Annotated in this window: 12 protein-coding genes; 4 read left to right on the top strand and 8 right to left on the bottom strand. The window is 71.0% G+C overall.

The annotated features are described in order from the left end of the window. The 5 genes from ACLQ2Q_RS19400 to ACLQ2Q_RS19380 form a co-directional block, all read right to left on the bottom strand. Nucleotides 1–843, bottom strand: a complete 843-nt coding sequence (locus ACLQ2Q_RS19400) for a hypothetical protein (RefSeq protein WP_425822967.1) — start codon at nt 841–843, stop codon at nt 1–3. Between the two features lie 39 nt (nt 844–882). Next, nucleotides 883–1,017: a hypothetical protein gene (locus tag ACLQ2Q_RS19395; protein WP_425822965.1), complete on the bottom strand. Its 135-nt coding sequence runs from the start codon at nt 1,015–1,017 to the stop codon at nt 883–885. Nucleotides 1,018–1,056: 39 nt separating this feature from the next. Next, nucleotides 1,057–3,804, bottom strand: a complete 2,748-nt coding sequence (locus ACLQ2Q_RS19390; RefSeq protein WP_425822963.1) for a PQQ-dependent sugar dehydrogenase — start codon at nt 3,802–3,804, stop codon at nt 1,057–1,059. A 176-nt stretch (nt 3,805–3,980) separates the two neighbouring features. After that, nucleotides 3,981–5,084 carry a glycerate kinase gene (locus ACLQ2Q_RS19385; protein WP_425822961.1) on the bottom strand — a complete coding sequence of 368 codons (1,104 nt, stop codon included), beginning with the start codon at nt 5,082–5,084 and terminating at the stop codon, nt 3,981–3,983. Then, nucleotides 5,081–6,106, bottom strand: coding sequence for a LacI family DNA-binding transcriptional regulator (locus ACLQ2Q_RS19380; RefSeq protein ID WP_425823302.1), 1,026 nt, complete (start codon nt 6,104–6,106; stop codon nt 5,081–5,083). Before ACLQ2Q_RS19380 ends, ACLQ2Q_RS19385 begins: the two co-directional genes overlap by 4 nt. 153 nt (nt 6,107–6,259) lie before the next feature. On the opposite strand from ACLQ2Q_RS19380, the gene galT reads away from it, so the two are divergent. Then, a complete protein-coding gene (gene galT / locus ACLQ2Q_RS19375; RefSeq protein ID WP_425822959.1) occupies nt 6,260–7,417 on the top strand; it encodes a galactose-1-phosphate uridylyltransferase in 1,158 nt (385 codons plus the stop codon). Beyond that, nucleotides 7,414–8,577, top strand: a complete 1,164-nt coding sequence (gene galK / locus ACLQ2Q_RS19370; RefSeq protein WP_425822957.1) for a galactokinase — start codon at nt 7,414–7,416, stop codon at nt 8,575–8,577. The genes galT and galK overlap by 4 nt, the downstream gene beginning before the upstream one ends. Nucleotides 8,578–8,690: 113 nt before the next feature. Here the strand turns inward: galK and ACLQ2Q_RS19365 are convergent, their stop codons facing one another. Beyond that, nucleotides 8,691–9,236 (bottom strand): gluconokinase, encoded by a 546-nt coding sequence (locus ACLQ2Q_RS19365; RefSeq protein ID WP_425822955.1) that lies wholly within the window; start codon nt 9,234–9,236, stop codon nt 8,691–8,693. A gap of 298 nt (nt 9,237–9,534) precedes the next feature. On the opposite strand from ACLQ2Q_RS19365, the gene ACLQ2Q_RS19360 reads away from it, so the two are divergent. Next, nucleotides 9,535–11,109 carry a carboxylesterase/lipase family protein gene (locus tag ACLQ2Q_RS19360; RefSeq protein WP_425822953.1) on the top strand — a complete coding sequence of 525 codons (1,575 nt, stop codon included), beginning with the start codon at nt 9,535–9,537 and terminating at the stop codon, nt 11,107–11,109. A 20-nt stretch (nt 11,110–11,129) separates the two neighbouring features. On the opposite strand, the gene ACLQ2Q_RS19355 is transcribed toward ACLQ2Q_RS19360, so the two are convergent. Then, entirely contained in the window at nt 11,130–12,113 is a 984-nt protein-coding gene (locus ACLQ2Q_RS19355) for an LLM class F420-dependent oxidoreductase (protein ID WP_425822951.1), read from the bottom strand. Between the two features lie 108 nt (nt 12,114–12,221). Between ACLQ2Q_RS19355 and ACLQ2Q_RS19350 the strand changes: the two genes are divergently transcribed. Beyond that, nucleotides 12,222–12,620 carry a hypothetical protein gene (locus ACLQ2Q_RS19350; RefSeq protein WP_425822949.1) on the top strand — a complete coding sequence of 133 codons (399 nt, stop codon included), beginning with the start codon at nt 12,222–12,224 and terminating at the stop codon, nt 12,618–12,620. 91 nt (nt 12,621–12,711) lie between these two features. Here the strand turns inward: ACLQ2Q_RS19350 and ACLQ2Q_RS19345 are convergent, their stop codons facing one another. After that, nucleotides 12,712–15,867, bottom strand: a complete 3,156-nt coding sequence (locus ACLQ2Q_RS19345; RefSeq protein WP_425822947.1) for a S8 family peptidase — start codon at nt 15,865–15,867, stop codon at nt 12,712–12,714. Nucleotides 15,868–15,989 lie beyond the last annotated feature (122 nt).

The following is a 15,989-nucleotide window of genomic DNA, read 5'->3' as shown; positions in this document are numbered from 1 at the left end:
CTACGGGGCCGACACCGCGCGCACGCGGCGGCTGCGGAGAACCCGCGTGACGATGGTCGAGCCGACCACAACAGCGACGCCTGCCCCGAGCGCGATCGCGAGCGCCGGAAAACCGCCGAGCGCCGACGATATCCCCGCCCCGACGAGGGCGTAGCAGGCGGCCACCGCGTATGAGAGCGAGCCGCCGCTCGTCACCACGAACAGGACTGCGGTACCCGCAGCGGCGGCGATGATCAGCAGCTGCCACGTCGTCCCCCATGGGCCGGTGATCGGAGCGCCGGTCGCCTGGAGCACCGTCGCGACGTTGACGAAGAGGGCCATCGAGGTCCACCCTGCGTAGAGACCCTCCGAGAGATACAGCACTCCGCGGTCCAGCCTCGTCCACGTCGCCAGCTCGGCGCGAGCGGCGCTGATCCGTCGCCAGGCCACGAAGTGGGCGCCGACGATGAACACGAAGACCACCAGTGTCAGCGGCGACTCCTGTCCGAGCGATGCGGCGGCGAGCCACGCGCCGAAGCCTGCGTAGACCACGCACAGCGGCGCCACGAGCCGGTCCATCAGCGCAGAGTCCCGTACCGCGGGTCGGAACTGCAGCACCGCGTAGAGGATGCTCGCGACGATGATGACGGCCCAGATCGAGAACATGGCACCAGGGGGCACCAGCGGCGAGAACTCCACCCCCGACTGCAGTTGGTTGGGGAAGAGCACACTGAAGATGAGGTTGGATACGAGCTGGCCGACCGCGAAGAAGAGAACCAGGCCCCTGCCCAGCCGCGCGCGATCCGACAGCGGCCTGCGCGAGCGCTCGACCTTTGACGACGATGTCCTCAGTGATTCACTCATTTCGCTAGCTTATCTAGCGAAATGAGTGAAAGGGCCAATTCAGCCGAGGCCGCGCGCGAAGCGCCGTCCCGCCTCGCGCAGCCAGTCGCCGGGTCCTCCATAGCGGCCTCCGGCGAACCGGCGAGGTCGTTCCGCGAGAGGGATGCGGCGGACGCCGAGTGCTCGAGCCTTCATCGGTCGGCGCCGAGCCGCAGCGCCTGCTCTTGGCCGCCGTCACCGAGCTACGACTTGCGAGGGCGCTGCCGTCCCGATGCCGACGGCGGTGATCGCGCTCACCGTGAGCGTGTAGGTTCGCCCGGCGACGAGCCTCGTGAAGGCGAAGGTGCGAGCGGTGGGAAGAAGCGTCGTCGACGAGGGCCCGCCGCCATCGAGATCCGTGCCGTCCCGGGCGACGCGGTAACCCGTGATCGGCTGCCCGCCGGTGGTGCTCGGCGGCAGCCATGACAGGGTCGCGCCGGCAACCACGGGGGTCGTGGCAGTCACTGAGGTCGGTGGTCCGGCGAGCGTGCCTGCGACGGTCCTCACCGTCGCCGACGACGCCGGCCCCGCGCCGGCCGATGAGATGGGCTGCACGCTCAGCGTGTAGAGGGAGGCCGGAACCAGCTTCGTGAAGGTGAAGTTGGTCGTCGTCGCCGGCACGGTGTACGACCATGGTCCCGCCCCGGCTGTGTCCGTGCCGTCTCGAGACACTCGGTATCCACTGAGGGGCGCCCCTCCGGTGATGGCCGGAGGCATCCAGCGGAGTGTCGCGGCATCCTGACCGGTCTGCGCCGCCACAATCGAGGCAACCGGGCCCGGGGGTGCCGGCCGCAGCCGCAGGGTCGCCGTGTACGTCGTCGCGACGGGAGGCGTGGTGATCGTGTGGCTCGCGGCGCCGCCGTCCGACCACGAGGCGAACTCGTACGCCGTGCCGTCGGCGGTGGACTGCGTCGGCACCCGAACCTGCAGCAGCGCGCCCGCCCACGAGCTGAGAGTGGTCGGACCGGAGTAGGGAGTGCCGCCTACGAGCACGGTCCGGCCGGTCGGCGTGGTCGCGAATGTGACATTCACGCGCTGGGGCGCGAAGGTACGCGTCGTCGTGGTCGAAAGGCCCTTGGAGTCGGTCGCCTTGAGGATGACGCGGAGGTCGCTCGTTGCAGCCGCGGCCAGGTCCTCCGGGCCAGGGGCGACGAAGGTCGCGGTTGCCCCCGTCACCGGACCGAGGAAGGGATGTGTGTGCCCGCCGTGCCGGCGTTCGATGGTCCACGTGAGTCTGCTGGCCGCCAGGGTTCCGTCCTCGGCGTCCGTGGCGCTGCCCGAGACGGTGTACGTGCTGCCGACGACGAACGTCGCGCCGACCGCGGGTGCAGCAATCACGGGCCTCGGAGCGTGATTGCCCGAGCTGACCTTGACCGTGGCTGCCGGAGAGACGGCGCCCTTCGCGTCGCGGACGCGGAGTGTCGTCGTCCAGGTTCCGGCGCGGAACGAATGCGTCGTGCTCGGCGTAGTGGTCGTGAGCCCGGTCGTGCCGTCGCCGAAGGCCCAGATGTAGGTGAGCGCGTCCCCGTCGGGGTCGGTGGACCCGCTGCCGCTCAGCGTGACGTTCAGCGGTGCCGCTCCGGATGACGGCGTCCCGGTCACGACCGCGGTGGGTGCACGGTTCGCCGTGCCGGTGTAGCGGAGCTTGTGGACGGTGCCCCCGCCGGCGTAGGAGGTGTAGTACAGCGACGTGGTCGCTCCATCGCGCGCGAAGGCGAGAGCGACCGCGCTGCCCACGCCGAGCCCGGTGACGAGGTCGGTCGCGGTGCCGGCAGGGCTGAGCGAGCGGATCTTGCCGCAGACGTAGTCGGCGAAGAGGTACGACCCGGTGTAAGCGGCCGGCCAGATGCCGTTCGGAACGTACGCGCCGCCCGTGATCGACCTGCACCCGGTGGAATGCCCGTACGCGTAGACGGGGTCCGTGAGGCCGGAGGGCGCGGGCGCTCCGCAATCGGACTCGGCGCCGGTTCGCGCGCATCGGCCTTCGCGCATGTTCCAGCCGTAGTCGGATCCCTTGATCCCCTGGTCGATCTCCTCCCACGCGTTCTGCCCGACGTCGTTGATCCGGAACACCGTCCCGGAGGCGTTCGGATCGGCTGCGATCCGGTAGGGGTTGCGCAGTCCGGATGCGAAGGTCTCCTGGCACACCATGCCCGCCGGCGCGGGACCGCGAGCACAGGACGCGCTGTTGTCCCCCCTGAACGGGTTGTCGGCCGGCACCGCCCCGGCCCGCGTGATGCGCAGGATCTTGCCGTTGAGGATGTTCGGGTCGCGGCTCGCATCGTTGGCGCCGCCGCACCCGCTCCCGCCCGGATCAGCCACCCCGCCGCGGTAGTCGCACCCGCCGTCGCCCGTGGAGACGTAAAGATTGCCGTCCTTGCCGACGAACAGATCACCGGCGTTGTGGTTTCCAGCCGGTGAGAGGATGCCGTCGATCAGGACCGACTCCGTCGCGGGGTCGATCGTCCCATCCGCCCGCATGACGAATCGCGACACGCGGTTCGTCGGCGCCCCGGCCGGCAGGACGGTGCCCGACGCGTTCGTCGGGCACGCGGCGTCCGACCCCTTCCGCGTGTAGAACACGAACACCGCCCGAGTGGTCGGATCCGGATCCGCCGCCAGACCGAGCACACCGCGCTCCGAGTTGGCGCAGATCTTCGCACTCAGATCGAGCACGGGTGTCGCCGCCACCACCCCGCCCGAGATGGAGTACACCGGGCCACGCTGCGACGCGACCAGCAGGCGACCGTCCGGCAGCGGGGCGAGGGCGGTCGGCGCGACCACGGCGCCGACCACCGAAGTCGAGAATCCGGCAGGCGTGGCGACAGCCGCGGACGCGGTGGCTCTCGCCGCCGCGGGCGGCGCATCGGCCGGCACGGCTGCGGAGACAACGAGGAGAGCGGCGAGCAGGATGGCGGGGACGCGCATGACGGTCCAGTTCACGGAGACCAGGTCGAGAGACCTGTGATGGTGCTCGAGCAGGAGCAGGTGCTGCTGGTGCGACGGGAGACGATCGAGTGATCGAGGTGGGCCGCCACGTGCACGCTAGCACTCGACGGTCTTCGGCGACAGCCGGGTCCTGAACGGCTCGCGGCTGCTCCAGATGCGCCGAGGACGGGTCAGCCGAGGTCGCGGGCGAAGCGGCGGCCGGCCTCCCAGAGCCAGGTGGCGGGGTCCTTCATGGACGCCTCCGGCGAGCCGGCGAGGTCGGTGAGGGAGAGCGACGCCGCGAAGGCGGAGGTGTCGGCATCCGGGGTGATGCGCCCCGCAACCAGCGCGACGGGCGTCGGGCCCGCGGCCTCGGCGACGTGAGCCGGGACCTTGCCCGCCGCGGACTGGCCGTCGAACGAGCCCTCGCCGGTGACGACGACGGATGCCGCCACCGCGGCCGCCGGCAGCCCGAGAAGCTCGGCCACCGCCACCGAGCCGGGTTCGAGGGTCGCGCCCCAGGCGAGCAGACCGAAGCCCGTTCCGCCGGCGGCGCCGGCGCCCGGGGTGAGGGGGTCGACCTCCGGCAGCAGAGCCGCCAGCTTCGCCAGGGCGGCATCGAGCGCCGCGACGTCGTCGGGGGTGGCGCCCTTCTGCGGACCGAACACCGCGGCGGCGCCGCGCCGCCCGAGCAGCGGGTTGGTCACGTCGCTCAGCGCCCGCACGCCACCGGCCGGAAGCGCGGGGAGGCCGGAGATCGAGGCCGCCGACGCCAGGCCCGCGCCGCCGAGGGGAACCTCGGCTCCGGCGGCGTCCAGCACTCGCGCGCCGAGCGCGCGCAGCATCCCGGTGCCGCCATCCGTGGAGGCGGAGGAGCCGAGGCCGACGACGATCCGCGAGACGCCCGCCTCGAGGGCCGCGGCGATCGCCTGACCCAGACCGAAGGTGTGGGCCGCCAGCGGCCGAAGCTCGGTGAGCAGCTCGATGCCGCTCGTGGCGCCCAGCTCGACGATCGCGGTTCCGCCGGGTGCATCGTCGGAGGCGGGCAGCCGCAGCCAGAACGTCTCGACCTCCCGATCGTCCGGCCCGACCACCGTCACGGGCACCCGTTCGGCGTCGGGCACCGCGGTGGCAAACGCCTCCAGCGTCCCCTCGCCGCCGTCGGCCATGGGAAGCAGGCGGATGTCGTCGTCTGGGCGCTCCTGCCGCCAGCCGGCGGCGATCGCCTCGGCGGCATCGGCCGCGGCGATGGTGCCTTTGAAGGAATCCGGGGCGATGACGACGGTACGGGTCACGGTGCCACGCTAGCGGCCGGGCCGGTGCTTTCGCGCACCACGAGCCGGGTCGGCACGACGTCCCGCAGCAGCGGCGGGAGCACCGCGGGCTCCTCGCCCTGGGCCGGTTCCGCAATCGGACCTCCCTCGATGCGGGCGACCAGCGCCTCCACGGCACGCTGCCCCAGAGTGTCGAAGTCCTGCCGTACGGTCGTCAGCGGTGGTGTGTAGTCCGCGGCATCCGCCACGTCGTCGAAACCGATCACGCTGACCTCGCCCGGCACGGACCGCCCCTCGCCGTGCACGGCTCGCAGTAGTCCGAGGGCCATCTGATCGTTCGCGACGAACAGCGCCGACACGTCTGGTCGAGGGGCGAGTTCCAGCCCCGCGACGTGGCCGGATGCCGCACTCCAGTCGCCTCGGATCACTGGGGGTGCCACGATCCCCGCCTCTTCGAGCGCCGCGCGCCAGCCGGCCTCGCGCTCGGCCGCGGCGTACGACGTCTCCGGCCCACCGAGGTGCCACACCGTCGGGTGGCCGAGCGCCAGCAGATGCGCCGTCGCGATATGCGCACCCCCGGCATGGTCGGACTCGACGACGGCGAACCGCTGGTCCGGCGGCGAATCGACCACGACGAGGTCGAGCGCGCGCGGCAGCTCGGCGCCCCGGGCGAGCGCCGTCGCCTCGTTCAGCACGATCGCGCCGTCGACGCCCTGGTCGCGCAGCGTCGTGAACGCCCCGTCGAGCCCCGAGCGATCGGTGGGCGAGACGACGACCAGGGCATACCCCTTGGTGGATGCCGCGCCCGACACCGCTTCGAGCATCCGGGTGTTGCCCACCGTGGCGAGGGTCGCGACCACGACGCCGATGCTCTGGCTGCGGCCGGTGCGCAGCGCGCGGGCCGCGCGGTGCGGCCGATACCCTAGTTCCGCCATCGCGGCCTCCACGCGGGCGCGGGTGGTGGCATCCACTCGAGGATGACGGTTCGCGACCCGGGAGACGGTCTGGCCGGACACTCCCGCGAGGGCCGCGACATCCGCCATCGATGCGCGCCCTCGTCCCAGAATCGATTCGTCCACGTCCACCTCCGCCCGACGGCATGTTGACGTTATCACGGCGACGCGCTAGTCTGCATGTTGACGTAAACACGCTCGCTCCGGTCTCCCGCATCGCCGCGCCGGGGGACCGAGCACGACATGGAGGTCTCCGTGAACACTGCCATCGCCCTCGGCGCGGGAGTCGTGAAGCGCCCCACGCGCCTCGCCGACGGCCGTGAGCTCGTCTACTACGACGACCCCGACACCACGCTCGGCGAGGTGCGCGCCGTCGACCAGCGGACACTCGACCCGCGCCCGGCGACGGCGACGATGCGCCAAGACGTGCTCACGGGCGACTGGGTGTCGATCGCGGCGGCTCGGCAGAACCGCGCGTTCCTGCCGCCGGCGCACCTGGATCCCCTCGCCCCGCAGTCGCCGGCCAACCCCTCCGAGATCCCGGCCCTGTACGACGTCGCCGTGTTCGAGAACAAGTCGCCGTCGTTCGGCCCAGCCCTGATCCACGAGCACGAGGGCGCCCCCGCCGCATCCGACCCGCCCCTCGGACTCGACGACCTCGGCACCCTCGGCCTGGGGCGCTCCCGCACGTCCGTCGGCCGGTGCGAGGTGGTGTGCTTCAGCCCCGAGCACGAGGGATCGTTCGGCGGTCTCACGCAGACCCGCGCCCGCACGGCGATCGAGGCGTGGGCCGACCGTACCAGTGCCCTGCAGGCCCTTCCCGGCGTCGAGCAGGTCTTCCCGTTCGAGAACCGTGGCGAGGCCATCGGTGTGACCCTGCCCCACCCGCACGGTCAGATCTATGCCTATCCCTACGTCACGCCACGCACTCAGCGCCTGCTCGCCTCGATCGACGCGTACGGACCCGAGCTGTTCGCCGACATCCTCGCGTTCGAGCGCGCCTCGGAGCGCGTCATCCTGAGCGGTGAGCACTGGACGGCGTTCGTGCCGTTCGCGGCTCGCTGGCCGCTCGAGGTGCACCTGCTCCCCCACCGCCATGTGCCCGACTTCGCCGCCACCACGGCGGAGGAACGCGACGAGCTGGCGCCTCTCTACCTGCGACTGCTGAAGGGCATCGACGCCCTCTACGAGACCCCCACTCCCTACATCGCAGCGTGGCATCAGGCGCCGGTGAACGCCGGACGCGACACGGCCCGCCTGAACCTGCAGCTGACCTCGCCCCGCCGGGCGGCGGACAAGCTGAAATTCCTCGCGGGCTCCGAAGCCGCGATGGGCGCGTGGATCGCCGACGTCGCCCCCGAGACCCAGGCCGAGCGCCTGCGAGAGGTGGTGCCCGCATGACCGCCCAGGATGCCGCGACCGCGCTGCTGCGCGAGGTGACCGGCCGCGAGGCCGACGGAGTCTGGTCGGCCCCCGGCCGCGTGAACCTCATCGGCGAGCACACCGACTACAACGAGGGCTTCGTGCTGCCGTTCGCCATCGAGCACCGCACCGCGGCCGCCGTTGCGCGGCGCGACGACGACGTGATCCGTGTGATGTCGACCTTCGCCGAGGAGCCCGTTCAGGTCTCCCTGGGTGAGCTCGACGACGCCATCGCGCGCGGGGGGCTCGATTGGGCGGCGTACCCGCTCGGCGTCGCGTGGGCGCTGCGGCGGGCGGCGCCGGATGCCGAGACCTTCGGCGTCGACATCGCGATCGCCTCGGATGTGCCCGTGGGCGCGGGGCTCTCGTCCTCCGCCGCCATCGAGGGCTCTGTCGCGTCGGGCCTCAACGACGAGTGGGACGCCGGGCTGTCGCGCGTCGAACTCGCCCGCGTGGGGCGCACGGCCGAGAACGACGCCGTCGGGGCGCCGACCGGGATCATGGATCAGATGGCCTCGATGCTCGGCGTGGCCGATGCGGCGACCTTCCTCGACTGCCGAACCCTCGAGACCGACTCGGTCGAGCTGGGCTTCCGCCCCGCCGGGCTCACGCTGCTCGTCATGGACACGAACGTCGAGCACTCCCACGCGACCGGCGGATACCGGGAGCGCCGGGAGTCCTGCGAGGCCGGCGCCGCCGGGCTCGGCGTCTCGTCGCTGCGCGATGTCACGGTCGAGGACCTGCCCCACGCAGAGCAGGTGCTGGATGATGTGACCTTCCGCCGCGTGCGGCACATCGTGACTGAGAACCAGCGCGTGCTCGACACCGTCTGGACGCTGCGCTCCGCCGGCCCGCGGACCATCGGCGAGCTGCTGGTCGCGTCGCACGCGTCGATGCGGGACGACTTCGAGATCTCGGTGCCGGAGCTCGACCTCGCGGTCGAGACCGCGCTGGCGAATGGAGCCATCGGAGCCCGCATGACCGGAGGCGGCTTCGGCGGTGCCGCGATCGCGCTGATCGACGACGAGAAGACGGCGGATGTCGGTGCCGCCGTGACGGCCGCGTTCGCGGCATCCGGCTTCACGGCCCCCACCATCTTCACCGTCCGTCCATCGGAGGGTGCGCGCCGCGACGCGTAGGCGGCGCCAAGAGGGCACCGACGCGCGAGCGGCAGGAGGGCACCGACGCGTGAGCGGCGCCGGAGGGCAGGATCCCGTCAGAGTCCCGGCCGGTCGCCGGCGCCGACCGGGGCTCAGGCCGGCAGTCCTGCCAGCACCTCGTCGACGATCTCGTCGGGAGCCTGGGCGATGTCCACGACGACGCCTGCCTCGTCGGGCGTGAGCGGCTCGAGCGTCGCGAGTTGCGACTCGAGCAGCGCCGGCGGCATGAAGTGGTCGGCGCGGGCATGCATGCGGGCGGCGAGGACGGCCGGGTCGCCGTGCAGGTGCACGAAGAAGAGGGGTGTTCCGGCATCCCGGCGCAGCGCGTCGCGGTAGGCACGGCGCAGCGACGAGCACGCCATCACGACCCGGCGCGGGTTCGAACCCGGGTCGAGCGGCGATGCGTTCGCTGCATCGCCTCCGGGGTGGTCGATGTGCTCCGCCACACGCTTCAGCCACGGGGCCCGATCCTCGTCGGTGAGCGGGATGCCGGCCGCCATCTTCTCGCGAGCATCGTCGGAGTGCAGGTCGTCGGCGTCCAGGAAGATCGCGCCGAGGCGCTGAGCGAGGGCGGCGGCGATCGTCGACTTGCCGGAGCCGGAGACCCCCATCACGACAAGGGCGGAGGGTGCGGGCATGTCTCCATCATGCCCGGCGGTATGACGCGGCGCTGGAGCCGGGCCTCTCGCGCTGCGCAGATGTCGCCAACTTCGGAGAATCGCGCGAACTTCGGACGGTTCGGCAGGAATCGTCGGAAGTACATGACATTCTCCGAAGCTCGGGGCGCGCGGGAGGCGACGGGAGGAGGGGATGCCCAGGGACCGAGCCCCCGCGTTCAGTCGGACACGAACAGCGGGTCCGACTGAACGAGATTCGGTATATCGGGTCGCGCCCGGCACGATGGAACCGGACGACTGTCCTCTCAAGGAGGAATCGATGACCGAAGCACCCATCGGTGAAACCACCCGCCCCACCGCGGCACCCGCCGCCGGATCCGCCAGCGCATCCGCCGCCGGCCCCGCCGCCGGACCCGGCGCTGGTGACGCCAGCGGTCCCGTCGTGCACACCGCCGCCGGGTCGGTGCGCGGGTTCTGGCGCGGCGGCTCGGCAGCGTTTCTCGGCATCCCGTTCGCGGAGCCGCCCGTGGGCGCCCTGCGGTTCGCCGCCCCGGTTCCACAGCGGGCGTGGAAGGGAGTGCTCGAGGCGACCAAGATGGGCGCCACACCCCAGCGCGGCGGCGACGGGGGGACCACCCTCATCCCGGAGCCGTCGGTCAAGGGGGACTCCACCCTCAACGTCAACGTCTTCTCGCCATCGCCGACCCCGGATGCCGCGCTGCCGGTGCTCGTCTACATCCACGGCGGCGCGTACTTCTCGGGATCGCCGGCGAGCCCGTGGTACGACGGAGCCGCGTTCAACCGCGACGGGGTCGTCACCGTGACCGTCTCCTACCGCCTCGGCTTCACCGGCTTCGGATACATCGAGGACGCCCCGGCCAACCGGGGCGTCCTCGACTGGCTGCTGGCGCTGGAGTGGGTGCGCGAGAACATCCGCGCCTTCGGCGGAGATCCCGACCGGGTCACCATCGCCGGCCAATCAGCCGGCGGGGGCGCCGTGCTCCGGCTGCTCGGCATGCCCGCCGCTCAGCATCTGTTCCGGGCGGCGTGGTGCATGTCGGGGGCGGCCGCCGACGTGCCGCTCGAGCGTGCGCGAGGCATCTCCGAACGTCTGGCGGCGCTCACGGGCGTGGCGCCGACGAGCGAGGGCTTCGGCACGCTGACTCCGGGGAAGATCAACCACACGCGCGAAGATGCGACGTACCCCGAGGGAGCGAGCCAGATCGACCGGCTCCGCGGCGTGCTCGGCCTCGGGCTGTCGCACGGACCCGTGCTCGATGGTGAGCTGCTGACCGACACGACGGTGGAGGCGATCGCAGCGGGCGTCGGTGCCGACAAGCTGCTCGTGCTCGGCGCTACCGACGACGAGTTCACGATGGCCACCGACGGCTACCGCGGCAAGCTGCGCTTCGTGCCGGCCGGGCTCGCCCTCGGTCGCGTGATCGGGCTGCGCGGTCCGCAGCGGCGCCCCTACCTCAAGGCGAACCGCGACGTGCGCCGCAAGGGCACCGCCGCCGTGCTCGGGCATTACGCCACCGACCGGATCTTCCGCACGCTCGTCGCCCGGGTCGCCGCCGCCCGCGGGCCGGCGCCCACCTGGGTGTACCGGTTCTCGTGGGTGTCCCCGACGAAGGGGTGGTCGTGCCACTGCCTCGACGTGCCCTTCTTCTTCGACCACCTCGACGCCGAGCGCGTGGACAGGATCGCCGGCGAGGACCCGCCTCCCGCGCTCGCGGACGCGGTACACGGCTCGGCCGTCGCCTTCGTGCGCACGGGAGACCCCGGCTGGCCGGCGTGGTCGAAGAATCCGGGGACGACGCGCGTGTTCGGCGGCCCGCCATCCGCTCCCGACACGATCCCCGACGGCTACGCCGAAGTCGCCGCGCTCCTCTAGAGCGACCTCAGCGACCGCCTTCAGGCGAGCGCGGGGATCACCCTGCTCTCGAACAGCTCCTGGCTCGAGGTGTCGTAGGCGGAGTCAGGGAAGTAGTGGATGGCGTAGCCCAGCCCGTGCTTCGCGCGCTCCGACAGCCGTTCCACGACGCGGTCGGGCGTGCCGACCGCGTCGGACCCCTCGAAGTCGCGCGCGATGGCGTCGGCCCGGTCCTCGCCGACGAAAGGCAGCACCCGCGCGCGCAGCGCGGCGATGCGCTCGCGCACCTCCGCCTCGGTGTCGCCGATGATCGTGTTGAAGTTGGACGAGCGCGTGATGCTCGCGAAGTCACGGCCGAGGTCGTCGCAGTGTCCCCGCAGCACATCGCTCTTGTGGTCGAACTCCTCGAGCGAGCCGGCGAAGTTCGTGTAGGCGGCGTACTTCGCCGCGACCTTGAGCGTCACCTTCTCGCCGCCTCCGGCGATCCAGAACGGGATGCCGTCCTGCAGCGGGCGGGGCTGAACGATGGCGCCGTCCACCTGGTAGTGCTTGCCGTCGAGGGTCGCCCGACCCGTGGTCCAGGCCTGGTCCATGATCTCCACACCCTCGCGCAGCTTGGCGAGGCGGTCGGGGATCGGCGGGAAGCCGTACCCGTAGGCGCGCCACTCGTGTTCGTACCAGCCGCCGCCGATACCCATCTCCACCCGGCCGCCCGAGACGATGTCGACCGTCGCGGCCACCTTGGCGAGGTACGCCGGGTTGCGGTAGCCCATGCACGTGCACATCTGACCGAGCCGCACCCGGGAGGTGGATGCCGCGAACGCGGCCATGAGGGTCCACGCCTCGTGCGTGGCCTCGTCGCTGGGCACGGGGGTCGTGTGGAAGTGGTCGTAAACCCACAGCGACTCCCATGCTCCGGAGTCGGCACGCTGGGCGAGCCCGTTCATGACCTCCCACTGCCGAGCGGGCTCGATGCCCACGAGATCGAAACGCCAGCCCTGGGGAATGAATACACCGAATCGCATGGTGCAAGCCTAGGGTCGGTGATCGGCTACACGGCTCCTCAGGGGCAAGCGTTTCCCAGTCAACTCGGAGCGCCGCGCCCTAGGCTGAAGCCGACCAAGGGGAGTCGGATGTCTCGGTTACACATCGCCGCCGCCGCGTTCCTCCTTCTCTCTCTCACCGCGTGTTCCGGGGCTTCCATGGACGATTCGACCGAGGCATCGACACGGCCGCCGTTCCTCACCACGACGCCCGGACCCGTCTCGGCATCTGGAGCACCCACCGACGTGCCTCCGGCCCGCTGGGACGCCATCGTGGCGGATCTGATCGCCAGGGACGTGACCGGCGCCCCCGAACTCGTCTCGGCGAAGGCGGTGACCTGGAACAACGGCGCACTGGGCTGCCCGAAACCGGGCGCCTCTTACACGCAGGCGCTGGTCGACGGCATGCGGGTCATCGTGCGCGTGGACGGGGAGACGTACGACTATCGCTTCGGTTCGACGGACTCGCCGAAGCTCTGCGAACGCTGAAGGGGAGTCGCGACCGGGACGCGGCATCCGCTTCGCACGGACGAAGGTGGCGCCCCGCAGAAGCGGAACGCCACCTTCGTCGCAGCAGCGGCTACTGGGCCTTGACCAGCAGGGCCTCTCCGCCCGACGCGTTGTCCAGAACGACAGCCATGACTCCGAGCGGCTTCTGGGCAGCGAACTCGTCCGCATCCACCGTGACCGGCACGGAGACAGTGCCGTTGCGGGGCACCGTGACGAACTGGCCGTTGCTCAGTGCCGGCGCCCACGGGTTGTAGGTCGCCATGCCATCGATCGCGTCCTCCCCGTCGTTCACTGAAGAGAAGCTCTCCACGGTGTAGCGGAACGTCGCGTTCTCCGCCGTGATGCCGAGGTCGCTGGCGTACAGCGGCAGCAGGATCGTGCTGCTGTCGGTCGGCGCAGACGCGAGGAAGCCCGAGGCGTAGGTGTTTTCTGTGGCAACCTCGTACTCGAACACCTGCGAGATGCCGTTCGCGGACCCGGCCGTGACGAGTCCGGCATCCGCCGAGAAGACGATCCAGTCGGGCTTCCCGTCGCCGTTCGTGTCGACGATCACGTCGAACTGGTTGCTCGCCGCATTCGACCAGCGGTTGTGCGTGTTGATCGCGAAAACGAGGAACTGGTCCTCGCCGTCGGCGAAGGACTGCACGCCTGCGGCACGCACGTCGTACCCGGTGTCGACGATCGACTCGGTCACGTCCTTCTCGTCGCTCAGACCCCACGTGTAGAAGTCCGCGTCCGCTGCGAGGGCCCCGAGAGGGTTCTTGAGCTTGATGGACTTCTCTCCGTCGGTGACCGAGGCGTCTTTGATCAGCGGGCTGCCGCCGGCGACTGCGACGCGACTGGTCGAGCGGGGCACGAGCAGGTACGGCACGCGCAGCGTGTCGGCGGAGGACTTCAGGACGATGTCGCCCGAGAACTCGTAGAACGAGAACTGATCCGGTCCAGCCGTCGACGAGCCCACCGCGCTGGTGGTGGCGCCGAGCGCCACCACGACCTTGGCCGTACCACCGGCCGGCACCGTGACCTTGCTCCGGCTGAGCACGATCTTCGCCTTCTCCGACTGAGCCGACGGCGCGGAGGTCACGCTGTAGGTGACGGCTTTGTCGCCGTAGTTGGTCACGGTGATCGTCTTCACTCCGCCGAACGCGAAGGACGACTCCTGGAAGCCGAAGCTGAGCGCCGGCTCGCGAAGCCATCCGCTCTCGGTGCGGAATGCGTCACCCGTCGCGGTCACCTGGGCGGCCACCGCCTGTGCGGCATCGACAAGGCCTACTCCGCCGCGCACGCCGTTCTGGCCCGCGACCTTCTCGGGGTCGGCCGTCGAGACCACCGCCGCGGCGACCTCGCTTGCCTTCCAACTCGGGTGCGCCTGGACGCTCAGCGCGGCGACTCCCGCGACGTGCGGAGCAGCCATCGACGTTCCCGAGTTGGTTCCGGGGCCGTTGCCGGTCCCGACGCCGGTCGAGACGATGGAGACACCCGGAGCCGCGACATCCACACCGATCGCGCTGTCACCGCTGCGGGGGCCGCTGGAGCTGAACGACGCGTAGCCGCGGAACCCGGGGTTCTGCAGAGCCGCAGCGGCGATGGAGGCGGTCTCGCCGTCCACGAGCTTCGGCCCATCGGACTGCTTGACGCCGAGGAACGGGATGGTGACCGTGTACTCCTTCCCATCGTCGGGGTTGGACGTGATCGGGCCCTCGAACGGCGGGTAGTCGTCGCTCGTGTTGATCATGACCGCCGCGGCAGCGCCCGCCTGCTGGGCGAAGATCGCCTTCGCCACGCGGGCGCAGAGGCCACGGGTCGAGACGGCGAGCTGGTTGCCGCCCGGCACGACCCCGGCGAACTTGTACGCCTGGATGGAGCAGCCGAGCGACTCGTCCTCGTTCGCGGTCCCGGGGTCGTCCGTGAGACGCACGACAGTCATCTCGGGCAGGCCGGCGAGGTCCGCGCCGTTGGCGTTGATCGCGGGGATGGCCACACCGTCGACGGTGATCTCGGCACCAGGGAAGCTCTCGGTGCTGTCCACAGCCGCGACCGTGATCACGCCATCGCCGTTCCCGGCGAGATAGGGGCTCGGACCCTCGTTGCCCGCGGACCGGACGACCACGACACCCGCGCCGACCGCGTTGGAGACCGCTACCTCGTCCGGGTCGCCGGCCTGAGCGTAGGGCGAGCCGAGGGACATGTTGAGAACGTCCATCCCGTTGTCGACGGCCCAGTCGATGGCGGGCACGACGACGTTCGTCGAGCCGGCGCAGCCGAAGACCCGGAGCGCGTAGAGGTCCGCCTGCGGCGCGACGCCGGGACCGATGTCGAACGGCGTCGACGGGGTGGACGCGTCGTAGGGGCCCGTGTACGCCGTGCCGTCGGCAGCGACGCCGTTGCCGGCGGCTGTGCCGGCCACATGGCTGCCGTGCCCGTTGCAGTCGAGCGGGTTGGGGTCGGGCATCGGCACACTGGCGTCGTCATCGGCGTTGTACGCGTCGCCGACGAAGTCGTAGCCGCCCTTGATGCGGGGCGCTTCGGGTCCGAAGTACGCCGGATCGGCGGGGTCCGCCTCCGCTGCGTTGGCCGCTGTCCACGCCTCCGGCGTACCGGGGCCGGCGAAGTTGGCGTGGGTGTAGTCGATGCCGGTGTCGATGATGCCGATCTTGACGTTCTCGCCGGTGTATCCGGTGTCCTGCCAGACCTGGGGCACGCCGAGGAACGGCACGGAGACCGCGTTGTCGAGGGAGTACTTCTTGACGGGGTGCACCGCGACCACGTTGGGCAGCGCTTCGATCGCGTCGACCTGCTCTACCGGGATGGAGGCCTGAATGCCGTTGTAGGCCGACTGCATGCGGGCTTCGATCGTGCCGCCGCTGCCTTCGATCGACCCCGCGATGGCATCCTGCGCCTTCTTGAGCGTGCTCTTGATCGATTCGCGCTCGGCGGTCGTCAGCTCGCTGCCCTTCTCGGCCTGGACGACGGCGACGGGGTCGCCCTCCATCTCGACGACGACCGTCACACGCCCGTCTGCGCCGACGCTCATCGGGCGGACTTCCGTGCCGACGGGGCCACGCGTGGGCGACTGCTGGAACCTCGACGACGGACCTTCGTCCGGGGCGGCGGCGAGGGATCGCTGGTCCTGCGCGAATGCGGGTACGCCGCCGGCAACCAGCAATCCGGAGAGCGTCACCCCCGCAACCACGACTCGAGACAGACGGCTGCGGGTGAGACTCATGGGGCTCCTCGTGGGATGGGCATGCGGATACAGCAAGGCACGCCCCACCACTCGAAGCGGCGGGGGATGAGGAAAGAATATGCATCCGCCGTGAATTTCCAACAGTCTTGTGAGGCCACTGG

Source organism: Microbacterium sp. DT81.1, assembly GCF_049844955.1.
Lineage (GTDB): Bacteria > Actinomycetota > Actinomycetes > Actinomycetales > Microbacteriaceae > Microbacterium.
Note: the sequence above shows the minus strand (reverse complement) of the source record. Positions and strands in the feature narration are given on the sequence as shown.